Annotated in this window: 19 protein-coding genes; 10 read left to right on the forward strand and 9 right to left on the reverse strand. The window is 73.7% G+C overall.

What is annotated here, in order from left to right; all coding sequences use genetic code 11:
* Positions 1 to 238: 238 nt before the first annotated feature.
* Positions 239 to 1,675 (reverse strand): zf-HC2 domain-containing protein, encoded by a 1,437-nt coding sequence (locus IG78_RS0131220; protein WP_030569390.1) that lies wholly within the window; start codon positions 1,673 to 1,675, stop codon positions 239 to 241.
* A complete protein-coding gene (locus tag IG78_RS0131225; protein ID WP_030569393.1) occupies positions 1,672 to 2,268 on the reverse strand; it encodes a sigma-70 family RNA polymerase sigma factor in 597 nt (198 codons plus the stop codon). The genes IG78_RS0131220 and IG78_RS0131225 overlap by 4 nt, the downstream gene beginning before the upstream one ends.
* 325 nt (positions 2,269 to 2,593) lie before the next feature.
* Between IG78_RS0131225 and IG78_RS0131230 the strand changes: the two genes are divergently transcribed.
* Complete coding sequence (locus IG78_RS0131230) at positions 2,594 to 2,968, forward strand: STAS domain-containing protein (protein ID WP_030569396.1); 375 nt, start codon at positions 2,594 to 2,596, stop codon at positions 2,966 to 2,968.
* Positions 2,969 to 3,334: 366 nt separating this feature from the next.
* A complete protein-coding gene (locus IG78_RS0131235) occupies positions 3,335 to 3,832 on the forward strand; it encodes an EF-hand domain-containing protein (protein ID WP_030569399.1) in 498 nt (165 codons plus the stop codon).
* Between the two features lie 22 nt (positions 3,833 to 3,854).
* Here IG78_RS0131235 and IG78_RS0131240 read toward each other — a convergent pair whose 3' ends face one another.
* Positions 3,855 to 5,408 carry a class I adenylate-forming enzyme family protein gene (locus IG78_RS0131240; protein WP_030569402.1) on the reverse strand — a complete coding sequence of 518 codons (1,554 nt, stop codon included), beginning with the start codon at positions 5,406 to 5,408 and terminating at the stop codon, positions 3,855 to 3,857.
* A gap of 182 nt (positions 5,409 to 5,590) precedes the next feature.
* Between IG78_RS0131240 and IG78_RS0131245 the strand changes: the two genes are divergently transcribed.
* The 3 genes from IG78_RS0131245 to IG78_RS0131255 all read left to right on the forward strand — a co-directional run bounded on the left by IG78_RS0131245 (position 5,591) and on the right by IG78_RS0131255 (position 8,616).
* Positions 5,591 to 6,733: an acyl-CoA dehydrogenase family protein gene (locus tag IG78_RS0131245; RefSeq protein WP_030569405.1), complete on the forward strand. Its 1,143-nt coding sequence runs from the start codon at positions 5,591 to 5,593 to the stop codon at positions 6,731 to 6,733.
* 7 nt (positions 6,734 to 6,740) lie between these two features.
* Complete coding sequence (locus IG78_RS0131250; protein WP_030569408.1) at positions 6,741 to 7,664, forward strand: acyl-CoA dehydrogenase family protein; 924 nt, start codon at positions 6,741 to 6,743, stop codon at positions 7,662 to 7,664.
* A 385-nt stretch (positions 7,665 to 8,049) separates the two neighbouring features.
* The gene (locus IG78_RS0131255; protein WP_199813359.1) at positions 8,050 to 8,616 is read left to right on the forward strand and encodes an ATP-binding protein; all 567 of its coding nucleotides are present in this window, start codon (positions 8,050 to 8,052) and stop codon (positions 8,614 to 8,616) included.
* A 419-nt stretch (positions 8,617 to 9,035) separates the two neighbouring features.
* On the opposite strand, the gene IG78_RS0131260 is transcribed toward IG78_RS0131255, so the two are convergent.
* On the reverse strand, positions 9,036 to 9,956 hold the full coding sequence (locus tag IG78_RS0131260; protein WP_030569414.1) for a cyclase family protein: 921 nt from the start codon (positions 9,954 to 9,956) through the stop codon (positions 9,036 to 9,038).
* A 134-nt stretch (positions 9,957 to 10,090) separates the two neighbouring features.
* On the opposite strand from IG78_RS0131260, the gene IG78_RS0131265 reads away from it, so the two are divergent.
* The 3 genes from IG78_RS0131265 to IG78_RS0131275 are packed head-to-tail and all read left to right on the forward strand — an operon-like array spanning position 10,091 to position 13,463.
* Positions 10,091 to 11,113, forward strand: coding sequence for an SDR family NAD(P)-dependent oxidoreductase (locus tag IG78_RS0131265; RefSeq protein WP_225882401.1), 1,023 nt, complete (start codon positions 10,091 to 10,093; stop codon positions 11,111 to 11,113).
* Positions 11,114 to 11,121: 8 nt separating this feature from the next.
* A complete protein-coding gene (locus tag IG78_RS0131270; RefSeq protein WP_030569420.1) occupies positions 11,122 to 12,417 on the forward strand; it encodes an acyl-CoA dehydrogenase family protein in 1,296 nt (431 codons plus the stop codon).
* Positions 12,414 to 13,463 carry a Zn-dependent alcohol dehydrogenase gene (locus IG78_RS0131275; protein WP_030569423.1) on the forward strand — a complete coding sequence of 350 codons (1,050 nt, stop codon included), beginning with the start codon at positions 12,414 to 12,416 and terminating at the stop codon, positions 13,461 to 13,463. The genes IG78_RS0131270 and IG78_RS0131275 overlap by 4 nt, the downstream gene beginning before the upstream one ends.
* A 282-nt stretch (positions 13,464 to 13,745) precedes the next feature.
* Here IG78_RS0131275 and IG78_RS0131280 read toward each other — a convergent pair whose 3' ends face one another.
* Positions 13,746 to 14,750, reverse strand: a complete 1,005-nt coding sequence (locus IG78_RS0131280) for a GlxA family transcriptional regulator (RefSeq protein ID WP_030569436.1) — start codon at positions 14,748 to 14,750, stop codon at positions 13,746 to 13,748.
* Between the two features lie 60 nt (positions 14,751 to 14,810).
* Between IG78_RS0131280 and IG78_RS0131285 the strand changes: the two genes are divergently transcribed.
* Positions 14,811 to 16,268, forward strand: coding sequence for an MFS transporter (locus IG78_RS0131285; RefSeq protein WP_030569439.1), 1,458 nt, complete (start codon positions 14,811 to 14,813; stop codon positions 16,266 to 16,268).
* 3 nt (positions 16,269 to 16,271) lie between these two features.
* On the opposite strand, the gene IG78_RS0131290 is transcribed toward IG78_RS0131285, so the two are convergent.
* The 4 genes from IG78_RS0131290 to IG78_RS0131305 all read right to left on the reverse strand — a co-directional run bounded on the left by IG78_RS0131290 (position 16,272) and on the right by IG78_RS0131305 (position 22,046).
* Positions 16,272 to 16,970, reverse strand: coding sequence for a flavin reductase family protein (locus tag IG78_RS0131290; protein WP_078965920.1), 699 nt, complete (start codon positions 16,968 to 16,970; stop codon positions 16,272 to 16,274).
* 136 nt (positions 16,971 to 17,106) lie between these two features.
* Complete coding sequence (locus tag IG78_RS0131295; RefSeq protein WP_030569445.1) at positions 17,107 to 17,913, reverse strand: enoyl-CoA hydratase/isomerase family protein; 807 nt, start codon at positions 17,911 to 17,913, stop codon at positions 17,107 to 17,109.
* Between the two features lie 257 nt (positions 17,914 to 18,170).
* Complete coding sequence (locus IG78_RS0131300) at positions 18,171 to 20,396, reverse strand: acetate--CoA ligase family protein (protein ID WP_030569448.1); 2,226 nt, start codon at positions 20,394 to 20,396, stop codon at positions 18,171 to 18,173.
* Between the two features lie 435 nt (positions 20,397 to 20,831).
* Positions 20,832 to 22,046, reverse strand: coding sequence for a flavin-containing monooxygenase (locus tag IG78_RS0131305; protein ID WP_030569452.1), 1,215 nt, complete (start codon positions 22,044 to 22,046; stop codon positions 20,832 to 20,834).
* Positions 22,047 to 22,630: 584 nt separating this feature from the next.
* On the opposite strand from IG78_RS0131305, the gene IG78_RS0131310 reads away from it, so the two are divergent.
* Positions 22,631 to 23,152, forward strand: a complete 522-nt coding sequence (locus IG78_RS0131310; RefSeq protein WP_051853082.1) for a Zn-ribbon domain-containing OB-fold protein — start codon at positions 22,631 to 22,633, stop codon at positions 23,150 to 23,152.
* The last annotated feature ends 5 nt before the right edge of the window (positions 23,153 to 23,157 follow it).

A 23,157-nucleotide genomic window follows, 5' to 3' on the forward strand; every position in this document is an offset into this window, starting at 1 on the left:
GTAGCCGCCTGCGGTGGGTGATCCCCGCGGGAGACGCCCACCGTGTGGCAGGCAGATGCGGGTGGGCGGGTGGGGAAGGTCCGGCCGCGGAGCGGGAGGGGCAGGGCGCGACCGGGGAACGGGTGGGCGCAGCCCCGGTGGGCGGGACCCTCCTGCGGCGGGAGGCGGCGGCGGGAGGCGGCGGCGGGAGGCGGTGGCGGGAGGCGAGGTACGGAACGGCGCCCCAACTGCGGGGCGCCTACAGGCGGCTCAGGGAAGCCGCCGCGAAGAGAACATCGCGGATGGCTTCGCGGTCGCCCACCTGGCCGGCGGCCGCCTCCTCGGGGGCGACATGCCCCGCGGCCAGGCGGCAGAACTCCACCCCGTCGAGCGCGATATGCGCGACCTCGCACTCGGCGGACCCACTGGCCCCGGGCGAGTCGAGCGGAATGAACCACTCCCCGCCACCGACCCCCTCCACCTCAAGGCGCAGGCTGCGCCCCGGCGCCCCCGCCACGACGAGCTCCCGCGACGGCGCCGCCCGCCCGGCCCGCCGCCGCTCGGCCAGCGTCGCGGGCAGCATTCGCGCGGCCAGGTCGATCATGTGGTGCAAGTGCCGGGGCGAGGGCGGCTCGTAGGGGTAGTCCACCGCCTCCGCGATGTCCTCCGCATGGATCCAGCACTCGAAGGCCCGCTCCACCATGGAGTCCCGCAGCGGCATCGCGAACGTCCGGCCGCCCTCGTCGTCCACCGCATCCGCACCGCCGGCGGTCGCCGTACCCGCCACGCCGTACTCCACGGCGAGACGACCCGAGCCGCCGCCCGCGAACGACACCGTCCTGATCAGTTCGTGCGTCTGGTCCCGCCAGGGTTCGCGCACCGCCCGCGTCGGCGGGAAGCGCGACGCGCTCCAGAACGTCTCCGTGCGCCGCGTGGGATGCGGCACCGGCGGCGCTTCGGGACCCAGCGGATCGGTGAGGCCGAGCGCGGCCCCCACCAGGCCGTCCACGGCGAGCAGATGGGCGATCACCCCGGCGACCGTCGTCTTCCGGCTCACCGGCACATCGCCCTCGAACCACCGGAGGCGGACCGGGGCGTGCCACTCGGCGTCCCCGATGTCCTGGAGCAGCGCGTCGAGCCGCGCCGTCTCGGCGTCGTACGGAGCGGCCCACTCCGGCAGCGGGATGCGCGGCGGGCGGCGGCCGAGGCAGCTCTCCAGGACGCGGGTGCGCAGCCGCGGGTCCAGGTCGAGGCTCTCCTCGGGGTGCAGCAGGCCGACCGCGTCCCGCAGCCGCAGCGCCTCCTCCGCGCACGGCCCGCACGTGCCCAGATGCTCCTCGACGGCGATCGCCTCCGGCGCCGAACAGGCGGACAGCGCCCAGGCGCCGAGCAAGGACTTCAGGACGTCGTGGTCGAGGCCGTGCCCGACCGGGGCCTCCGGCTCGACCAGGGCCTCCGGCACGACCGGGGCCTCCGGCTCGACCTTGGGCTCAGTCTCCACCGGGGGCTCCGGCTCGACCGGGGAGTGCGGGGAACCCGTGGCCGCGGGCACCTCCGGCAGCGGCAGTCCGCTGTCCTCCACCGACGACCGCGGTGCCGGTATCCGCGGTGTCCTGTGGCCGGGGTGCCGGTCGTCGTCGGAGCCTCGGCCATGGCCCTCGCCGTCGTACGGATCCGGCTGGTCGGGCCTGTTCACAGTGCTCTCCCGTAGCCATGGGCCCCCGTGTCGGTCGGTCCTTCGGTGTAGGCGGGGGTGTCGTGGGCGGTGGCGAGCAGTTGGAGGCCGAGGCGGAGCCTGCGGCGGGCCTCGTCCTCCGTGACGCCGAGGTCGGCGGCGGTCTGGCGATAGTCACGGCGCTGGAAGTAGGCCAGCTCCAGGGCGGCGCGCAGTGGGGCGGGCATGGCCGTGACGATGTAGTCGGCGCGGGCGGCCGCGGAGGCGCGGTGGACCTTGCGTTCCAGGTCCTCCGGGGTGCCGTCGCCGCCGCGGGCCAGGGCCGCGGACTCGGTGTGCCGCAGCCTGCGGACGGCCTGCTGGTGGGCGAGCGTGGCGATCCACGAACGCAGCGGGCCCTGCTTGGGGTCGTACGCCTCGGGGTTCTCCCAGATGTGTGTGAACACCTCGCGCGTGATGCGGTCGGCCGCCGCCACGTCGCCGAGCACCCGGTGCGCGAGGCCGTGCACCAGCGAGGCGAAGTGGTCGTACAGCTCGCCGAGCGCGGCTGCTTCGCCGTGCGCCAGGCGCTGCTGCATGCGGCGGTCCCAGCGGCGTGGCGCGTCCTTCGGCATGCGGCCCCCTCGTGCGCTCGCCGTCGTCACCGGCCTCGTTGCTTCGGCTGCCCCGGTTGCTCCGGTTACTTCGAATGTAGTCGGCGTCACTGACAGCGCACCGCCCTTTCCCCTCGCTTTCATGTTCTTTGCGGCAAAGCGGGGCCGTGTGCGGCCACGGATGATATTGAACGCCGCCCCCCGGGTCCGGGTGCCCGGAACCGTTGTCCCCAAAGCCCGCTTTCGGGACGCATGGGGCCCTGGTGTTTCATGGAACCGCTGTGGGGCAGCCGGGAGAGAAGAAACGAAGGAGCTGCTTCCGGATCGGTGGACGAGGGGCTGGCGCGTGTCGTTGAAGGTGGCAGTGGGTGAGCAGGGCGACTGGGTCGTGCTGCGGGTGTCGGGGGAGATGGACCTCCTGGCCTCGCCCGTGCTGCGCCAGCGCGTTCACGACGCCGTGGCCGACGGCCGCCGCAGCCTGGTGCTCGACCTGTCCGACGTGTTCTTCTGCGACTCCAGCGGTGTCGGCGTACTGATCACCACGCGCCGTCTGATGCGGTCCTGCCGCGGCCGGCTGCGCCTGATCCTGCCCGCGCAGGGCGCGGTCGACGGCTCGCACGTCAACCGCGTGCTCGCCGCGCTCGGTGTGCGGCGGCTCTTCGAGGTCTATCCGGACGCGGCGTCGGCGGTCGACGACGGCGCCGCACCGCTGACCGCCTAGGGCGGGCGGGACCATGACCGGAAGGTGGCCGCGCAAGGCATGAGCCCTGATCCGAAGGCCGACCGCGAGGCCGGGCCGCACCCGGGCGGGAGCGAAGCGGAACCCTGTCTCCCGGACAAGATCGGTTTACTGATACAACCGTCCCGGACGGCCCCGTCGTCGCTGCGCCCGCCCGGTCGCACAGATGTCCGTGACACACCTTTGTCGCGGATTTCCCGCGGTCTTGGCACAGGCGTTGCTTTTCCGCCTCCTGGCGGCCGATGGCGTCGTACGCTCCTGGACAGACACCTGTAGGACGGCTCACGCGGCGTCGGCCGCGGCGGCCGGACCCCCCAACCGCATGAGAAGTGAGGCGGCCCGAAGACCATGGACAGTGCCGAGTACGAACGCAGGATCGCGGCCCGTTTCGCCACCTTCGACCAGGACGGCAACGGCTACATCTCCCGTGAGGACTTCAGCACGGCGGCCAAGGTGCTGCTCGCCGAGTTCGGGGTGACCGCGCGGTCCGAGAAGGGCCAGGCCCTGTATGTCGGGGCCGAGGCGTTCTGGCAGGGCATGGCGGGCATCGCCGACCGGGACGGCGACCAGCGCATCACCAAGGACGAGTTCGTGGGCGGGGCCGTGAAGCGGCTGCGCGACAATCCCGCACGGTTCGCGGAGATCGCCCGGCCGTTCCTGCACGCGCTGATCGCCCTGGCGGACGGCGACGGCGACGCCTCGGTGACGCCCGAGGAGGTCCAGCGGGCCCTGCGCGTCCTCGGCGTGGACTCCTCCCTCGCCGCGCAGTCCGCCACCGCCCTGGGCCCGGTGACGGAGGACCAGGTGGTCAGGGCTTTCGCGGAGTACTTCACCGTCCCCGAGTAGCGGGCCGCCGCTCACTGACCGCTCACTGGGAGAACCGCTCCCGCAACTTGTACTTGAGAACCTTCCGCAAGCCCTCGTTGCGGGGCAGCGCCGACACAATCTCGACCTGCTCCGGCACCTTGTACGCCGCGAGGCCCCGTGCCCGCAGATACGCCGAAGCCTCCGGGAGCGTCAACCCGGGGGCGCCGGGTACCCCTTCGACGACGGCGCAGACGCGCTCCCCGCGCTCCGGGTCGGGCAGCCCGATCACCGCCACGTCGGCCACCGCCGGGTGGGTGTGCAGCAGGTCCTCGATCTCCTTGGCGGAGATGTTCTCGCCCTTGCGGATGATGATGTCCTTGGCGCGGCCGGTGAGCACCAGATGGCCGGATTCCCGTACGTGTCCGAGGTCGCCGGTGATGAGGAAGCCGTCCTCGTCGAAGGCGGCAAGCGTGGCGGCCGCGTCCAGGTAGCCCCGGCAGACGGCCTCGCCGCGCAGCCGCACCTCGCCGTCCGTGCCCGGGGGCAGTTCCCCGCCGTCGGCGCCGGTGATCCGGATCTCCATGCCCACGGGCGGGCGGCCCTCGGTGGTGGCGAGGTGTTCCGGGGTGTCGTCGGGGTCGCCCATCGTGATCATCGGTACTTCGGTCATGCCGTAGCCGTGGGTGAGGCGGCAGCCGAGCTCGCGGACCACCGCGTGGTAGATCTCGGGCGGCTTGGGGGCGCCGCCGCCCGCGAGCAGCCGCAGCGCCGGGAGCAGCTTGCGTCCTGGTTGCTTGCGCTGCTCGGCGAGGAACATCGAGTAGAACGCCGTCGAGCCGCCCGCGACCGTCACCCCGTGCCGCCGGTACCCGGCCAGCGCGTCGGGCAGCGCGAAGTGCTCGAACATGACGGCGGGGAAGCCGTACAGGAGCAGCATCACCGTGTAGTCGGGGCCCGCGATGTGCGCGAAGGGGAAGGCCATCGACCCCACGTCGTCCGGGGTGAGGCGCAGCGCGTGCGCCAGGCAGGAGCCGCCCGCGAGCAGCGAACGGTCGGTGTGCAGGACGCCCTTGGGGTCGGACGTCGTGCCGGACGTCCAGTAGATCCAGCGCACCGCACGGCCGTCGGCGGGCGGCGCGGGCAGCAGTCCGGGGTCGCCGTCGGGCAGGTCGTCGTACGCGGTGAACACGCCGCGCGCGCCGAGCCGCCGGGCCATCTCCGTGTGGTCGAAGCCCCGCCACACGCCCGGTACTGCGAAGAACTCGGCCTTGGACTCCCTGAGCGCGAAGCCGACTTCGCGGTCACGGTAGAAGGGGATCACGGGGGACTGGACGGCGCCGATCCGGGCGAGGGCGAAGGACAGGACGGCCGTCTCGATACGGGTGGGCAGTTGCCAGGCGACGACCGTGCCGGGGCGCACCCCCATGCCGTACAGGCCCGCCGCCACGCGCTCGCAGCGCTCCCGCAGGCCGCCGAACGTCAGCGTCCGGTCGCCGGCGGGGTCGGCGGCGGCCTGGATCAGGGCGGAGGCGTCCGGGGTGAGGGCGGCGCGGCGCTCGATGAGTTCCCAGAGCGTGGCGCAGGCGCTCAGGGCGTGAGCGGTGTCGTGGTGCACGGCGGCCCCCTCGTGGCTCGCGCGGGGTGAAGTGCGGTATGCGCGACGATGACTGACGGCCCGTCAGCTCGTGCCGAGAGCGTAGGGCTCCGCTCCTTGTCGGTCCAGGGGTGCGGGGCTAGCCTGCAATCCGACGCCCATAACTGACGCCGCATCAGAAATGCTCGTACGAGGGGACCTCGATGGACCTGACGTACACCGAGGAGGAGGAATCCTTCCGTGCCGGGCTGCGGGACTGGCTCGCCGACGTGCTGCCCGCGCTGCCCGCCGGGCCCGCGCCCGACGACTGGCCGGGGCGGCGGGCGTACGACACCGGGTGGCAGCGGATGCTGTACGACGCGGGGTACGGCGAGGTGCACTGGGACGCGGCCCCCACCCTGCGGTTGATCTTCCTGGAGGAGACGGAGAAGGCAGGGGCTCCCTACGTGGGTGCCAACTTCGTCGGGCTGCTGCACGCGGGCCCCACCATCGCCGCCGAGGGCACCCCCGAGCAGCGCGCACGCTGGCTGCCGCCCGTGCTGCGCGGTGACGAGGTGTGGTGCCAGGGCTTCAGCGAACCGGACGCCGGGTCCGACCTCGCGTCCTTGCGCACGCGCGCGTGGCGGGACGGCGACTGCTACGTGGTGAGCGGTTCCAAGATCTGGACCTCGCACGCCGAGGTCGCCGACTGGTGCGAACTCCTGGTGCGCACGACACCCGTGAGCGCGGAGGTGCCCAAGCACCGCGGCATCACCTGGCTCGCTCTGCCGATGGACGCCGCGGGCATCACCGTACGGCCACTGCGCACGCTCGCGGGCTCCACGGAGTTCGCCGAGGTCATCCTGGACGAGGTGCGGGTGCCGGTCGCGAACCGGGTGGGCGCCGAGGACGACGGGTGGCGTGTCTCCATGGTGACGCTGTCCTTCGAGCGCGGCACCGCCTTCGTAGGGGAGGTGGTGGCCTGTAGGCGACTGCTCGGCGAGCTCGCCGGGGAGGCGCGCGCGAACGGACGCTGGGACGACGCGGCGCTGCGCCGCCGCCTCGGGCGGCTGAGCGCGGAGTTCACCGCCCTGTGGCGGCTGACTCAGTGGAACGTCTCCGAGGCAAGGCGCACCGGCGGCGTGCCCGGCACCGGCGGCTCCGTCTTCAAGCTGCGCTACTCGCACGCCCGCCAGGAGCTGTACGACGCGGCGGCCGACGTGCTCGGGCCCGGCGCCCTCGACCTGGAACGGCCCTGGACCCTGGAGCGGCTGTCCGCGCTGTCGTACACCATCGCCGCCGGCACCTCGCAGATCCAGCGCAACATTGTCGCCGAGCGCGTCCTCGGCCTGCCGAAAGGGCGGTGAGCAGCGCGTGGACTTCCAACCGAGCGACGATCAAAGGGCGTTGCGGCGCGGCATCAGGGAGGTCATGGAGGGCCGCTTCGGGCGGGACGCGCTGCGCGCCGCGGTCGAGGCCCCCGCCCTCGACCGGGAGCTGTGGCGGGCCCTCGGCGACGCGGGGTTCTTCGCGCTGTGCGTGCCCGAGGACGCGGGCGGCGTCGGCCTGGGCCTTCCCGAGGCCGTGCTCGCCTTCGAGGAGGCGGGCCGGGTGCTCCTCCCAGGGCCCGCCGTCGCCACCTTCCTCGCGGCCGGTGACGTCGAGGGCGCCGCGGCGGGCGAGACGGTCGTCACCGCCGTCGAGGGGGAACTCGTGCCCTGGCTGGAGGAGGCCGACGTGGTGCGCGGGGACACGGACGGCGCGGTGCCCGTACGGTCCGTCGACCCGCTGACCCCCCTGCACCGCGTACCGGACGCCCCGAACACCTCGCACGACCCGCACGACCCGCACGACCCGTACACCCCGCACGACCCGCACGCCCCGCGCACTTCGGCCCACGTCGCCTCGCTCCTGCGCGCCGCCGAACAACTGGGCTCCGCCACGCGTACGTGCGAGTCAGCCGTGGAACACGCCCGCACCCGGGAACAGTTCGGCGGCCCCGTAGGACGCTTCCAGGCCGTGCAGCACCTGTGCGCCGACATGCTGGTCCGGGCGGAACTGGCCCGGGTCGCCGTGTACGCCGCCGCGGTCACCGGTGACCGTCTCGCGGCCGCCGGGGCCCGGCTGCTCGCCGACGACGCCGCCGTGCGCAACGCCCGTGACTGTCTGCAGGTGCACGGAGGCATGGGGTTCACCTGGGAGTCGGACGTTCATCTGCACCTCAAGCGGGCCTGGGTGCGGGCCGGGCTCGGCGCGGGTGCCCGACAGGCGGAGGAGGATCTCGCCGCGGCCCTCTGAGTGGTGCCCCGGCTACTGAGCGTCGATACCGGGTTGTGTCCTACGCGTGACTCGTCACGACGCGGAGTCGGTGCCCGGCTCCGGTACCTTGTGTGAGATGCGAGTGGTTCTGAGGCCGAGCCATGCCGGTGTTGCCCCTGAGGCGGCTCCGTGCCTGGTGACGCGTGCTTCTCGCCGCGCAGGACCAGGCCGAGCCCCCGCCTGTTCGACCCCCCGCGGCGCGCGTCGCACAGTATGCCGCACGCGTACTCCTTCGCGCTGGAATATGCCCGAAGCGCTTGTTGAGGTGACTCAACGTCAACCATGCTGTCTCCCAAGGGGATCACGGTCGGTGACCCCCCGGAGCCACGAGGCGATGTGTCCGCCGGTTCGGATGGTGTGAGCGGTGCAGGTGCTTCAAGTTCAGTTGGAAGTCGGGCCGGATCCCGCGGAAGTGGGCCGGGCGCGCAGATGGGCCCGTTCCCGGCTCGCCGGGTCGGGTATAGCTGCCGACGAGCAGGTGGCCGAGACGCTGATCCTGCTGATCTCGGAGCTCGTCACCAACGCCGTTGTGCACACGGGCTGTCCGGCGGTCCTGAGCATGCTGCTCCCCGGTCTGCCCACCGACGAGCCCGGCACCGTCCGCGTGGAGGTCGCCGACCGCAGCACCTGCCCGCCCCGGCCCCGGCGCGCGGAGGGTGACGACACCAACGGCCGCGGCCTGGAACTCGTCGACGGCCTCGCCGACCGCTGGGGCTGGCGGCACGAGGGCGCGGGCAAGAGCATCTGGTGCGAGGTCGACCGCTGCGAGACGGGCACACCCGCCGACACGTTCGCAGGCACCACCCACCAGGATTTCGCAGGCGCCACCCACCAGGACTTCGACGGCGCCACCCACCAGGGTTTCGGCGGCACGACCCACCAGGGTTTCGGCGGCGCGACCCACCAGGACGTCGCGTACGAAGCCGTGTGATCCCCGGCCGCCCCCACGCCCTCCTGTGCCGCGGCGCCCCACGACGCGCGCCCCGCGCCCCCGAGTCACCTGGCGTGCCGCCGTATGCGCCGTCCCGTGCCTCCGTGCGCGGCCGTGCGCGGGCGTGGGTAAATCCGGCAAACACCGTAAATCCCCAACTCGGTGTTGACGCGACGTGACCCATTGATCACGCTGGTCGCAGCGGCCCGCTGCGAGGGGACGCCGAGGGGCGCTGGCGCCTGTGGCCCGGCCCTTGGCGAGGTGCGGGTCGTGATTCGGCGTGGTGCTCCCCCAGGGCGGCAAGGGGGGCGGGGCCCGTACGCCGGAGCCGGATGGCGGTGCGCCACACAGCGCTCGGGGCGGGCGCGGACGCGCCGCCACCCGACCTCCTCGGCGTCGGCGCGGGTCCGGTGCCTGGGTCAGAGGACGGCGACCGGCGCCACCGGCGAGCCCGTCGCGCCCGCGAAGGGCTCGGGCGTCGCCGACAGCAGGAAGGCGTACCGGCCCGTCTCTCCACAGGCTGTGGACAATTCCTCCAGATTCCAGTTCTGGCCCTGCGGCATGCCCATCTCGACCAGATCCAGGGCGTGCACCGGCAGCCACAGGTTCTCGATCTCCGGCGGGAAGATCTCGAAGGTGAGCGTGTCATTGGCGACGGCCGCCACGTCCCGCGCGTGGAACCACTCCGGCGTCCGCACCGACAGGCCCGGCGACGGATACGCGTAGGCGTTCCTGTCGCCCGCGAGATACACCTGGATCTGGCCCGTCCGTACGAGAACGATGTCGCCCGCGCCGACCGCGACACCCCCGAACTCCTCGGCCCCGTCGAGATCTTCGGGGGTCACCGCGTGGTCGGCGGGCAGTTGTGACAGGGCCTTGGCGGCGGCGACGTCGAGGAGGACGCCGCGCGAGACGATGTGGGCGGCCGTGGCGATGGAGCTGAACCTGGCGCCCTCGTGCGCGGTGATCGTGTCGGCGGGGCGGCCGTTGTAGAGCAGGCCCGAGTGCGAGGCGTGCGGCAGGGCGTCCCAGTGGGTGGCCGCCTGTAGACCCATCGTCACCGTGTCGTCGCTGGTGGCGACCGTGTCCGGGCCGAAGAGCCGCTGGTTGATCTGCACCATCGTGTGCAGCGGGTTGACGCGGCCAGGGATCGTGCCGGACTGGACGCCGTCCTGGCGCAGCGGCAGCGCGAGCGGTACGCGCCGCCCCGTGCGGACCGCGGCGGCGGCCGTGCGCACCACCGCGTCGGTGATCAGGTTCAGGGTGCCGATCTCGTCGTCGGCGCCCCAGCGCCCCCAGTTGTTCACGCGCTCGGCCAGGTCGAGGTACGCCGGTGGCATGGCTCGCGTCGGCGGTACGGCGGGCGGGTCCGGTGTGGTCGGCGCTGACATGGATGCTCCCCGGGGCTTGTCTTCCGGTGTCCGGCGGGCCCTAAAATCTAACGGTCCGTCAGAAACCGCGGGAAGGGGCCGACGTGGGGAACTTCTTGGCAGGCAAGGTGGTCGCCGTGACCGGCGCCGGGCGGGGCATCGGCCGGGCGGTCGCCCTCGCCGCCGCGGCCGAGGGCGCGCGGGTCGTCGTCAACGACTACGGCGTGTCCATCGACGGCGGCGAGCCCACGAGCGAGGTCGCCGCCGCCGTCGTCAAGGAGATCGAGGCGGCCGGGGGCGCGGCGGTCGCCGTCGCCGACGACGTCTCCACGATGGCGGGCGGGCAGCGGGTCGTCGATGTGGCCCTCGCCGAGTACGGGCGTGTGGACGGTGTCGTGTGCGTGGCGGGGATCCTGCGCGAACGGATGCTGTTCAACATGTCCGAGCAGGAGTGGGACCCCGTCGTCGCCACCCACCTGAAGGGCACCTTCACCGTCTTCCGGGCCGCGTCCGCCGTCATGCGCGGGCAGGGTTCCGGCACCCTCGTCGGCTTCACCAGCGGCAACCACCAGGGCTCCGTGGCCCAGGCCAACTACAGCGCCGCCAAGGGCGGCGTCATCTCCCTGGTCCGCAGCGCGGCGCTCGGCCTGCACAAGTACGGGGTCACCGCCAACGCCGTCGCCCCCGTCGCCCGTACGCGGATGTCGGCGAACGTCCCCATGGAACTCACGGAGATCGGCGAACCCGAGGACGTGGCCGCCCTCGTCGTCTACCTCCTGAGCGAACGGGCCCGGCAGGAGAAGATCACCGGCCAGGTGTACACCGTGGCAGGACCCAAGATCGCCGTCTGGGCACAGCCGCGGGAGCTGCGCGCCGGGTACGCGGAGGGCGGCTGGACCCCGCAGAAGATCGCCGACTTCCTGCCCGGCACCGTCGGCACCGATCCGATGCCGATGCTGGGGAGGCTGGAGGAGATGGCTCGGGCCGCCGCGGCCAAGCGCCCCGGGGCGACGCCGCTCTCCGGGGGGGTGCCCGGGGGCGGGGGCTCCGGGGGTGGTGCCGCGCCGGGTGTCCCCGGGGGCCGTGACGCGGGCGGGTCCGCGCCCGCCCCCCGCCCCCACGCCTAGGCCGCGCCGTGGACTTCGCATTCGGTGACGCGGACGAGGCCTTCCGGCGGGAGGCGCGGGCCTGGCTCCAGGAGCATCTGGTCGGGGAGTTCGCGCGGGCCGCGGGGCAGGGCGGCCCGGGGAGCGAGCACGAGCGCGGGAGCGTGCGGCGGGCCTGGGAGCGGGAGCTCGGGCGGGGCGGGTGGATCGGGATCGGCTGGGGGGCCGGGGGTGCCAGTGACTCCGGGGCGGCCGGGGCCCACCCCTGCGAAACCGGGAACTCCCGGGTGGGGCGGGGTGTGTACGGGGTGCGGCGGGCCACGTTGACGCAGCAAGTGGTGTGGGCCGAGGAGTACGCGCGCGTGCGGGCGCCCGGCCGCAGCGGGCACGTGGGCGAGAACCTGCTCGCGCCCACCCTCCTCGCGTACGGCACCCAGGAGCAGCAGGACGCGTTCCTGCCGCCCATCGCGCGCGGCGAGGCCCTGTGGTGCCAGGGCTACAGCGAACCGGGCGCGGGGTCCGACCTGGCGGGCGTGCGCACCGCCGCCGTCCGGGACGGCGACGGGACCTACCACGTGACCGGCCAGAAGATCTGGACGTCCCTCGCACACGAGGCGGACTGGTGCTTCGTCCTGGCCCGCACGGAGCCGGGCTCCCACCGGCACCACGGGCTCTCCCTCCTCCTGGTGCCCATGGACCAGCCCGGCCGCGTCGAGGTCCGTCCGATCCGGCAGCTCACCGGCACCAGCGAGTTCAACGAGGTCTTCTTCGACGGCGCCCGAGCGCGCGGCGACCACGTGGTGGGCGGCGCGGGCAACGGCTGGCGGGTCGCCATGGGGCTGCTCGGCTTCGAGCGCGGGGTGTCGACGCTGGCCCAGCAGATCGGCTTCGCGCAGGAGCTGGACGCAGTCGTGCGCGAGGCGCTGCGCACCGGGAGCGCCGCCGACCCGGTACTGCGCGACCGCCTGGTGCGGCAGTGGGCGGAGCTGCGCGTCATGCGCTGGAACGCGCTCCGCACGCTCGGTGGCGGCGGCGGACCAGGGGCCGACGCCGGTGCGCCCAGCGTGGCCAAGCTGCTGTGGGGCGGCTGGCACCAGCGCCTCGGCGAGCTCGCGATGGCCGTACGCGGCACGGCGGCCGCCATCGGCCCCACGGACTGGCACGCGGAAGCCCCGTACGAACTGGACGCACTGCAACGCCTGTTCCTCTTCTCCCGCGCCGACACCGTGTACGGCGGCTCCGACGAGATCCAGCGGAACATCATCGCCGAGCGGGTGCTCGGACTGCCGAGAGAGGCCAAGGGGCCGGTGAGGGGTGCGCCATGAGAGGCGTGGTGTTCGACGGGGAACGGGTCGAAGTGGCGGACGACCTGGAGGTACGAGGGCCGGGGCCCGGCGAGGTCTTGGTGGCCGTCGCGGCGGCCGGGCTCTGCCACAGCGACCTGTCGGTCCTCGACGGGACCATCCCCTTCCCGCGGCCCGTGGTGCTCGGCCACGAGGGCGCGGGCGTCGTCGACGCCGTCGGCGCGGGTGTCACGCACGTCGCGCCCGGCGACCACGTGGCTCTGTCCACCATCGCGAACTGCGGGGCCTGCGCCGAGTGCGACCGGGGCCGCCCCACCATGTGCCGCAAGGCGATCGGCATGCCGCGACAGCCCTTCACGCGGGCCGGTCAGCCGCTCCACCAGTTCGCCGCGAACTCCGCGTTCGCCGAACGCACCGTCGTCAAGGCCGTCCAGGCCGTGAGGATCCCTGACCGGATCCCGCTGACGTCGGCGGCGCTCATCGGCTGCGGCGTGGTCACCGGCGTCGGTGCCGTCCTCAACCGCGCGCGGGTCGCGTACGGCGACTCCGTCGTGGTCATCGGCACGGGTGGCATCGGCCTGAACGTACTCCAGGGCGCCCGCATCGCGGGGGCCACGACGATCGTGGCCGTCGACAACGACCCCGCCAAGGAGGCGCCGGCCAGGCAGTTCGGCGCCACCCACTTCCTGGTGTCGGCGGCCGGTGTCCCGGAGATCCTGCCCACCGGCGCGGACCACGCCTTCGAGTGCGTGGGCCGCGTGGAGCTGATCCGGCAGGCCGTCGACGTGCTCGACCGGCACGGCCAGGCGATCCTCCTTGGCGTGCCGCCAGCGCAGGCCGAGGCGTCCTTCCTCGTCTCCTCCCTGTTCCTCGACAAGTCGATCCTCGGCTGCCGCTACGGCTCGGCCCGCCCGCAACGGGACTTCGCGCTGTACGCCGACCTGTATCTGGCGGGACGCCTGCTCCTCGACGAGTTGGTGACGCGGACGTACCCGGTGGAGGAGTTCGCGGCGGCGCGGGCGGACACGGAGGCGGGGAAGGTGGCGCGGGCGGTACTGGTGTTCTGAGGTTCTCGGCCCGTCCGGTGATGGATGGTTTCCAGCCCGTCCGGCGAGGGATGGTTTCCAACCCGCCAGGCGCTTGAGGGTTTTCAGCCCGTCCGGCGTTTGAGGACGAGCGCGCAGCGCGATGGGGTGGGCGGCGGGCGTGGAGATTTCCAGCCCGTCCGGCGTTTGAGGACGAGCGCGTAGCGCGACAGACGGCAAGGCTGGCGACCCGCTGGCGACCCGCAGGCGACCCGCGGGGGGCCTCAGCGCCCGGCGCGCGCCGAGCCGCCGCGGGTCGGATCACTACCGGCTGCCGTCGGCCATGGCCCGGAACGTCCGCCGGTAGGCGGTCGGCGTCACCCCGAGGGCCGCCTGCAAGTGCTGCCGCATCGACTGGGCGGTACCGAAGCCCGCGTCCCGCGCGACCTGGTCGACCGACAGGTCGCTGGACTCCAGGAGGTGCCTGGCCCGCTCCACGCGCTGCCGCGTGAGCCACTGCCCGGGGCTGATCCCGGCCTCCTCACGGAACCGGCGGGTGAAGGTCCGTACGGACATCGTCTCCTGCTCGGCCATGTCCCGTAGCTGGATGGGCTCGTGCAGCCGCCCGAGCGCCCACGCCCGCGCCGTGGTCGTCGTCGCGACCTGCGGCTCGGGCACGGGGCGGCGGATGTACTGGGCCTGCCCGCCGTCGCGGTGCGGCGGCACCACGGTGCGCCGGGCCACGTCGTTGGCGACCGCCGTGCCGTGGTCGCGGCACACCAGGTGCAGGCACAGGTCGAGCCCGGCCGCGACCCCAGCCGACGTCAGCACGTCGCCGTCGTCGATGAACAGCACGTCCGCGTCCACGTCGACCGCGGGGAAGAGCCGCTGGAAATGTTCGGCCGACGCCCAGTGCGTGGTCGCGGGGCGGCCGTCCAGATATCCGGCCGCCGCGAGGACGTAGCCGCCGGTGCAGATGGACACAAGGCGTGTGCCGGGCCGCAAGTTGGCGAGGGCGGCGGCGAGTTCGCCGGTGAGACGGCCCTCCTCGTACACGGGCCCCAGTTCGTAGGAGGCGGGCACGACGAGGGTGTCCGCGGCGGCGAGCGCCTCAGGCCCGTGCTCGGCGAGGATCGCGAAGTCGGCGTCCGTGCGGACCGGGCCCGGCGGGCGGACCGAGCAGGTCACCACGGAGTACAGCGCCTCGCCCGCGGCGTTCCTGGCCCGCCCGAAGATCCGCTGCGGGATGCCGAGTTCGAAGGGGATGACGCCGTCGAGGGCGAGGACGACGACCCGGTGCGGCGCGGCCCGCTTCCTGACCTGTTCCATGGCCCGATCCTAGCGAACGCTGTCCCTCGGGCCACTCGTCGAGGATGATCGGGCCCCCGGATGCTGTCTGACGTGAGCGAGACAACAAACCCGTCGGCACCACGGACACCGCAGACACCACAGCCGGAGGCGCGGGACGCGGCAGCCGGACCGCGGGACTCGACGCCCCGGCCGCGGGAAGCGGCGCCCCGGCCGCAGGACCCGACGCTCCAGCCGCAGGAAGCGGCGCCCCGGCCACCGGCCTCCGAGGGGCGGCGCCCGCCCCGCATCCACCGCGCCTGGTTCGTCGCCGCGGTCGCCTTCGTGACGATCATCGGCGGCGCCGCCTTCAACTCGCTGCCCGGCCTCCTCATCGACCCGCTGCACGACGAGTTCGGCTGGTCCCGGGGCGAGATCGGCTTCGCCGTCTCCATCGACATGGCGCTGTACGGCCTGACCGCGCCGTTCGCCGCGGCCCTCATGGACCGCTTCGGCATCCGCAAGGTCGTCGTGGTCGCGCTCGGCCTGGTGGCGTCCGGTGCCCTGCTCAGCGTATGGATGACGGCGAGCTGGCAGCTCATGCTCTACTGGGGCCTGCTGGTCGGCCTCGGCACGGGCTCGATGGCGCTCGCCTTCTCGGCGACGGTCACCAACCGCTGGTTCGTGGAGCGCCGCGGTCTGGTCACCGGCATCCTGACGGCGGCCGGCGCCTCCGGGCAACTGGTGTTCCTGCCGTTGTGCGCGTGGATCGTGGCCGAGCACGGCTGGCGGCCCGCGTCGGTGACGGTGGCGCTCGCGGCGCTCGTGGTCGTCCCGTTCGTGTGGCTGCTCCTGCGCGACCACCCGGCGGACGTGGGACTCGCCCCGTACGGAGGGGAGTTCGTACCGAAGCCGGAACCGACGCGGGGCGCCGCGCGCCGAACCGTACGCGTGCTGCTCGACGCGGCGCGCACCGGCCCCTTCTGGCTGCTCGCGGGCTCGTTCGCGATCTGCGGCGCCTCCACGAACGGCCTGATCCGCACCCACTTCGTGCCCTCCGCGCACGACCACGGCATGCAGATCACGGCCGCCGCCTCGCTGCTCGCCGTCATCGGCGTCTTCGACGTCGTGGGCACGGTCGCCTCCGGCTGGCTGACGGACCGCTTCGAGGCGCGCCGCCTCCTCGCGGTCTACTACGCCCTGCGGGGCGTCTCGCTCCTCTTCCTGCCGATGCTCCTCGCGCCGACCGTGCACGTCCCGATGATCTTCTTCATCGTCTTCTACGGCCTCGACTGGGTGGCGACGGTGCCGCCCACGCTGGCCCTGTGCCGCGAGCACTACGGCGCGGACAGCGCCATCGTGTTCGGCTGGGTCCTCGCTTCGCACCAGGTCGGCGCGGCGGTGGTCGCCTTCCTCGGCGGTGTCGCGCGGGACGTCTTCGGGTCGTACGACGTGGTCTGGTACGCGTCCGGGGCGCTGTGCGCGGCGGCGGCGCTGATGGCCCTGGTGATCCGGCGGAACGCGCCGGAGCCGAAGCCGCAGCCGGCGTCGGCGGCGTGAGCGTTACGCGCGGGGCGTGAAGTCGCCGAACGCGCCGCGGTGGAAGAGCAGCGGCGGCGCCGCCCCCGGCTCGGCGCCGAGTGCTTCCACGCGGCCCACCACGATGAGGTGGTCGCCGCCGGTGTGCACGGCGTGCACGGTGCAGTCGACCCAGGCCGGGACCCCCGCGAGCCGCGGCGACCCGGTGACAGGCGCGGCGTCGTACGCGACCCCCGCGAACTTGTCCGCCCCGCTGACCGCGAAGGCACGGCACAGCGGGCCCTGGTCCGCGCCGAGGACGTTCACGCAGAAGACCCCGGCGCGGGCGATGCGTGGCCAGGTGGTGGAGGTCCTGGCGACCATGAAGGAGACCAGGGGCGGATCGAGGGAGAGCGAGGCGAAGGACTGACAGGCGAAGCCCGCGGGGCCGGAGCCCCCGGGTTCCGGGTCCAAGGACGGAGCCGGGGCCGGGGCCGGGGCCTGGTCCGCCGTGGTGGCTGCCGCGGGCCCCGGCGCGGGCGCCGTCACCACCGTCACGCCGGTCGCGAAGTGGCCGAGGACGCGGCGGAACTCGGCCGTATCGACCGGCGCGCGCTCGTCCTCACGGACGGCCCGCAGGTGCGGGCGCGGCAGCGCGTCGACCGCCCGCTCGGCGGCGGTCGGCGCCCCCACCGACCGGAGGTACCTGACGACGGTGGCCGCCATGCCTGCGTGTCCCATCATGCGTCCATTGAACCTGACGGGGCGTCAGATCGGAAGGGCGGGAGGGGCGACTCGGAGGCGGGCCGGGGGCGCGGGGGCCCGGGGGGCCCGGGGGGCCCGGGGGGCCCGGGGGCGGCTCCGGGTATGGGCGCACGGCTCATCCGCCCCGGAAGGCGGGCTGCCTTCGCTCGATGAATGCCTGCACTCCCTCCTGCGCGTCCGCCGTCGTCATGTTGATCTCCTGGGCGGCGGCCTCCGCGGCGAGGGCCGTGGTGCGGTCCGATTCCAGGGAGGCGTTGACGAGTTGCTTGGTGAGGGCGAGGGCTCGGGTGGGGGCCGCGGCCAGGCGGTTCGCCCAGGCGCGGGTCGTCTTCTCCAGGTCGGCGTCCGGGACGACGCGGTTGACCAGGCCCAGGCGGGCCGCCTCCGTGGCGTCGAGCGCGTCGCCGAAGAACATCAGTTCCTTGGCGCGCTGGGGGCCGATCAGGCGGGGCAGCAGATAGGCGCCGCCGCCGTCCGGGACCAGGCCCCTGCGTACGAACACCTCGATGAAGCGGGCCGACTCCGCCGCCAGGATCAGGTCGCAGGCCAGGGCCAGGTGGGCGCCGAGGCCTGCCGCGGTGCCGTTCACCGCCGCGAGTACCGGTTTCTCGCAGTCCAGGACCGCGGTGATCAGGCGTTGGGCGCCCTGTTTGAGGGTGCGGGAGATATCGCCTGCGTGGCGTTCGGCGGGTGGGGTGCCTCCGGTGCCGCGGAGGTCCGCGCCGGTGCAGAAGCCCTTGCCGGTGGCTGTGAGGACGACGGCTCGTACCGCCGGGTCGGTGGTCGCTCCTTCCAGGAGGGTGATCAGGTGGTCGCGTTGGGTGGGGGTGAGGGCGTTCAGGACGTCCGGGCGGTTGAGGGTGATCCAGGAGATGCCGCCGTGGTCGCGGGTGTGGAGGAGGGTGGGGGTGGGGTCCGGCACGGGGGTCCCTTTCGGTGGGTGGGTGGTCGGGGTCCTCGCAGGGCGCCCCAGGCCCGCCCCTTCCCGTAACCAGGGGCGCTGCGCCCCCTGGACCCCAGCCTTATCGGCCGCTCCGTGCCTCGTCCTCAAACGCCGGACGGGCTGAAAGACCTTCGCCGGGCCGAGGCGGCGGTAAAGGGCGGGTGGGTGGGGAAATAGCCCCTCCGGCGTTTGAGGAGCGGGGGGCCGGGGGGCGGAGCCCCCCTGGGGGCGCGGCCTCAGTGGCAGACGGCCAGGGCGTCCAGGGCCACCGCCCCCTGCCCTCGGGGCAGCACCACCAGGGGGTTGATGTCGAGCTCCGCGAGGGAGTCCCCCAGCTCAAGGGCCATGCGCTGGACGCGCAGGGTGACCTCCACGAGGGCGTCGACGTCGGCGGCGGCGGCCCCCCGTACGCCGTCGAGGAGGGCCCGCCCCCGCAAGGAGGCGACCATCCCGCGGGCCTCCTCCTCGCCGAACGGAGGCACCCGTACCGCGACGTCCCGCAGGACTTCGACGAGTACACCGCCGAGGCCGACCGTGACCGTCGGGCCGAAGAGCGGGTCGGGGGTGACGCCGACGACCATCTCGACGCCCCGCTCGACCAACTGGCAGACCAGGACCCCGTCGAGGTCGACGCCTTCGTAGCGGGCGATGTCGGTGAGGTCCCGGTAGGCGTCGCGGACCTGGCTCGCGGAGGTGAGGCCGACCTTGACAAGGCCGAGCTCGGTCTTGTGGGCGATGTGGGCGCCGGACGCCTTCATGACGACCGGGTAGCCGACCAGGCCCGCAGCGCGTACGGCGGCCGCAGCGCTGGTGACCAACTGCTCGCGCGGCACCCGGATCCCGTACGCCCGCAGCAACTGCTTCGCCGCGTGTTCGCTGAGCTGCTGCCCGGGCCGCAGCAGCGCCTGCGCCTTGCGGAAGGACGGTGAGACGGTGCGCGGCGCCTCGTCGAAGGGGGAGCGGTAGGAGGCGGTGAAACGGTGGTGGTCGACGTACGCGCGGACGGCGCCGATGCAGTTGGCGAACGTACGGAAGGTGGCGACGCGGGACGAGCCGAGCAGCGTCTCGCGGTACGCGGCCTCGGTGCCCACCGGCGACCCCCACACCACGCACACCAGCTTGTCCGTCTCCTCGGCCGCCGCCACCAGGTCCTCGGCGAGCCTGTCGCTCATCGGCGGGAAGGGCCCCGTGATGGGGCAGATGAGGACGCCGACGTCCGGGTCGGCCAGGATCGCGTCGATGATCTTCCGGCCGCGCCAGTCGCCGACCGGGTGGCCGCCGTTGTCGACGGGGTTGGCGACGTTCAGGTAGTGCGGGATCCAGTCGTGCAGTTCGGCCTGTTTGGCGGCGGACAGCGTCGGAAGGCGCAGGCCCGCCTCGGTGGCCAGGTCGGCGAAGTGGGCGCCGGTGCCGCCGGAGATGGAGTACACGACGACACCGTCGGACCGCGGCGGGCGCGCCCGCGCAAGCAGGGCCGCGGTGTCCTGGAGTTCGTCGAGCCCGTCGACGCGTATCACCCCGTACTGCCGCATCGCCGCGTCCACGACGGCGTCGGCCCCCGTCAGCTTCCCGGTGTGCGACGCGGCCGTGCGCGCCCCGGCCTCGGTGCGGCCCACCTTGACGGCGACCACCGGCACCCCGCGCCGGGCCGCCCGGTCGGCGGCGAGCAGGAAGGCGCGGCCGTCCTTCAGCCCCTCCACATACGCGGCGATGGCGCCGACCTCGGGCTGCTCGGCGAAGTACGAGATGAAGTCGGCGGTCTCCAGGTCGGCCTCGTTGCCGGTCGGGGCCCAGTGGGAGAGGCGTACGCCGAGCTCCTGGAGCGTGAAGACCGGGCGGCCCTGGTGGCCGGACTGGGTGATCAGCGCGATGGCGGGGCCTTCGAGGTCGTCACGGAACTCCTCGAAGGCGTTGAGGTTGGTGTTCGGGCCGAGGAGGCGCAGGCCCGCGCGGGCCGCCGCGGCGGCGAGCCGCTCCTGTTCGGCCGCGCCCGCGTCACCGGCCTCCGCGAACCCGGCGGCGAAGGCGACCGCGAACTTCACCTTGGCCTCGGCCAGTTCCTCGACGACCGGCAGCGGGTCGCCGACCAGGAGGACGGCGAGGTCGACCGGTTCGGCGAGTTCCCTGACCGACCTGACGCAGGGCGTGCCGAAGACGGCGGTACGGGTCGGGTGCACGGGGTGCAGCCTGGCTCCGACCCGCTCGGCCCAGGCGAGCAGCCGGCGCGTGATGCCCGTGTTGGGCCGCCCCTCGGCGTCCGACGCGCCGATGACGGCGACGGACTCGGGGCGGAAGAACCGGTCGAGGTCGGGTACGTCGGCGTACAGCGGCCTGCCGCCGACGTCCAGGTCGCCGGCGGCCGCGGCGCGGCCGTGGACGGTGGCGGCGGGGAGGTTGCCGCAGGCCACCGCGCGGGCGCGGCGGGGGTCGGAGGTGAAGGTGCCGTATGTCGATCCAAGCATCGGTCCGCCCGCTCCTGTGTGACAGCATGACAGCAACAAAACTGACGCATAGTCAGATCACTCGGTCAGATTACTGAACTGACGCTGCGTCAGGAATGGGGCTGCGCGCATTCGACGACGGTGCGGGGAGGTCGTCGCGCCTGGTGCGGAGGAGTCGTCGTTCCGGGTACGAGGAGTTTTCGTGCCTGCCGGGTACGGAGGAACTGTTCGTGCCGGGTACGGAGGAACTGTCGTTCCGGATACGGCGAAGTTGTCGTGCCGGTTACGAGGGGGTCGTTGCGCGGGGTACGGAGGAGTCGCCCGGGGAGGGTGCGGCAGATGCGTACGCCCGGTAACACCACGGAACCGCAGAAACCGGCCGCTGCCAAGGGCGCGGTGGCGAACTGGCCGGTTACCTACGGGTCGGTAGGGCGCGGGAGCGGGCGGGCGGCACCCTCACCCACGGGCCCCCGCACGGGCCTGCGCCTTCGCCACCGCCGCCGCGATCCGCCCGGCGTCCCTGGCCAGTTCGCGCAGCATCCCGCTGATGGGGTTGGTGAAGCCGGTGAAGTACAGGTCCGGTGCGCCGGGGGCGGTGCGCGGGCCGTGCGTCAGGGGGTGGCCGCGGGCGTCGAGCACGCCGAGGTGGCCGAGCAGCGGTTCCAGGGCGCGGTGGTAGCCGGTGGCGGCGATGACGGCGTCCGGGCCGACGCGGCTGCCGTCCGCGAGGACGACCTTGTCCTGCTCGAAGGACTCCACGGCCGCCACCGGCTCCACGCGGCCCGCGCGCACGGCGTCGATCAGGCCGACGTCCTGCACCGGGATGGCGCCCTGGCGGACCCGGGAGTACAGCCCTGCCCGCGGGCGCGGCAGCCCCTGCGCGGCCAGGTCGGGCACGCTCACCCTGGCGATCACGCGCGCCAGGCGGTCGACGACGGGCACGGGGAGGCGGCGGCACAGGATGCCGGAGCGCTGGGCGGGCCACCCGGCCGTGGTCCTGCGCAGGATGTGCGGCGCCGTGCGCACCGCGAGCCGCACCCGGGCGGCGCCGCCCTCGACGAGGTCGACGGCGATCTCCGCGCCGGTGTTGCCGACGCCGACGACGAGCACGTCCTTGCCCGCGTACGGGGCGGGGTCGCGGTAGGCGCTCGCGTGCAGCAGGTCGCCGGTGTAGGCCTCGTGTCCCGGCCAGTCCGGCAGGCGCGGGGTGTGGTTGTACCCGGTGGCGATCACGACTGCGCTGCCGGTGAGCTCGCGGCCGCCGGTGGCGCGAAGGAGCCAGCCCGCGCCGTCGGGCGCCCGTTCCAGGCGGGAGACCTCCACGCCGGTGACGACCTCAAGCTCGTGGTAGTCGGCGTACTTCTCCAGATAGCGGACCACGTCGTCGCGCGCCACCCAGCGTCCGAAGGAGCGCGGCATCGCGAGTCCTGGCAGGCCGGAGAGGCGGCGGGTGGTGTGCAGCCGGAGGCGGTCGTAGTGCGCGCGCCAGGAGGCGCCGACCCGGTCGGACTTCTCCAGGACGACGGCGCGTACGCCGCGGGCGCGCAGGGCGGCCGCGGTGGCGAGCCCGCCGGGGCCGCCGCCGACGACGTAGACCGGGCGGTCGTCGGCCGGGCGCTTGGTCGCCGGGTGCTCGGCGCGGTGCGCGCGGGGGGTGGTGGAGTCGGCCATGTTCTGGAGAGTAACCACGCCGTCACTTGATGGATGACGGACAAGTCCGAAACCGGTTGCGATCCGATCACGCGAAAGTTCGCGTGCGCACCCCGTCTTGTGCTCACGCCACCCGGTACGTTGAACTGACGAACCGTCAGCAATGGGGTCGCGTGGCGGCTGCGACGTACCCGGAAGCGGGCTGTTCGGTGTGGCCGCCGAGGCGGCGCGACCAGGGAGGCGGCTACGTGAACACGATCTGGCCCGGCGACGACGAGGAGCTTCCTGCGCCGTGCGCCCGGCCCGGGGCGGGGTGGTCGGGGGGCGTGCGGGGCGGGGGTGAGAAGGGCTGGTTCGCGGGGGGTGCGGGGGTGTCGGGTGCGGGGGTTCCTGGGGCGGGGCCTTCGGATGCGGGGGTTCCCGGGACCGGGGCTTCGGTCCCGGGGGTCCCCGGGACCGGGGCTTCGGGTGCAGGGGGTTCCGGGGCCGGGGTTTCGGACGGCGGGGTTCCCGGGGCCGGGGCCTCGGGTGCGGGGGTTCCGGAGGCGGGGGCTTCGGGCGGGAGGGTTCCGGGGGCTGTGGCTTCGGGTGCGGGGGCTTCAGGGGTGGGGGCTTTGGAGGGGGGCGTCCCGGGCCGTGGCGTCCGGCGTCACGATCTTCCCGAGGCCGATGCCTTCACCCGTGTCTACTGGGACGCCGCCGCCGAGGGGCGGCTCCTGATCCGCCGCTGTCACGCCCCCGCCTGCGGTCGCGCGCACCACTACCCACGCGAGTTCTGCCCGTACTGCTGGAGCGAGGACGTCACCTGGGAGCGGGCGAGCGGCCGGGCCGTCCTCTACACCTGGTCCGTGGTCCACCGGAACGACCTGCCGCCCTTCGGGACCCGCGTCCCCTACACGGCGGCCGTCGTCGACCTGGCCGAGGGCCCGCGCATGATGACGGAACTCGTCGACACCGTGCCGCCCGACGGCCCAGACCCTGGCCCCGGCCCCGCCCAGGACCTGCGCCCGGGCCTGCCCCTGGAGGTCACCTTCCGCGCCCAGGCGGACGGCCTCGCGGTGCCGGTGTTCCGGCGGTGCGGCGCGGCGGACGGCTGCCCCGGCACCGGCCTGCGTCCCGGCGGCTGAACGCA

It is taken from the genome of Streptomyces aureocirculatus (genome assembly GCF_000720475.1).
GTDB classification, from domain to species: Bacteria; Actinomycetota; Actinomycetes; order Streptomycetales; family Streptomycetaceae; genus Streptomyces; species Streptomyces aureocirculatus.

Coding starts and splice junctions, on each gene's coding strand:
- IG78_RS0131225 (WP_030569393.1), bottom strand. CDS start 2,268: ATGCCGAAGGACGCGCCACGCCGCTGGGACCGCCGCATGCAGCAGCGC.
- IG78_RS0131235 (WP_030569399.1), top strand. CDS start 3,335: ATGGACAGTGCCGAGTACGAACGCAGGATCGCGGCCCGTTTCGCCACC.
- IG78_RS0131245 (WP_030569405.1), top strand. CDS start 5,591: ATGGACCTGACGTACACCGAGGAGGAGGAATCCTTCCGTGCCGGGCTG.
- IG78_RS0131260 (WP_030569414.1), bottom strand. CDS start 9,956: ATGCCACCGGCGTACCTCGACCTGGCCGAGCGCGTGAACAACTGGGGG.
- IG78_RS0131275 (WP_030569423.1), top strand. CDS start 12,414: ATGAGAGGCGTGGTGTTCGACGGGGAACGGGTCGAAGTGGCGGACGAC.
- IG78_RS0131280 (WP_030569436.1), bottom strand. CDS start 14,750: ATGGAACAGGTCAGGAAGCGGGCCGCGCCGCACCGGGTCGTCGTCCTC.
- IG78_RS0131285 (WP_030569439.1), top strand. CDS start 14,811: ATGCTGTCTGACGTGAGCGAGACAACAAACCCGTCGGCACCACGGACA.
- IG78_RS0131290 (WP_078965920.1), bottom strand. CDS start 16,970: ATGATGGGACACGCAGGCATGGCGGCCACCGTCGTCAGGTACCTCCGG.
- IG78_RS0131300 (WP_030569448.1), bottom strand. CDS start 20,396: ATGCTTGGATCGACATACGGCACCTTCACCTCCGACCCCCGCCGCGCC.
- IG78_RS0131305 (WP_030569452.1), bottom strand. CDS start 22,046: ATGGCCGACTCCACCACCCCCCGCGCGCACCGCGCCGAGCACCCGGCG.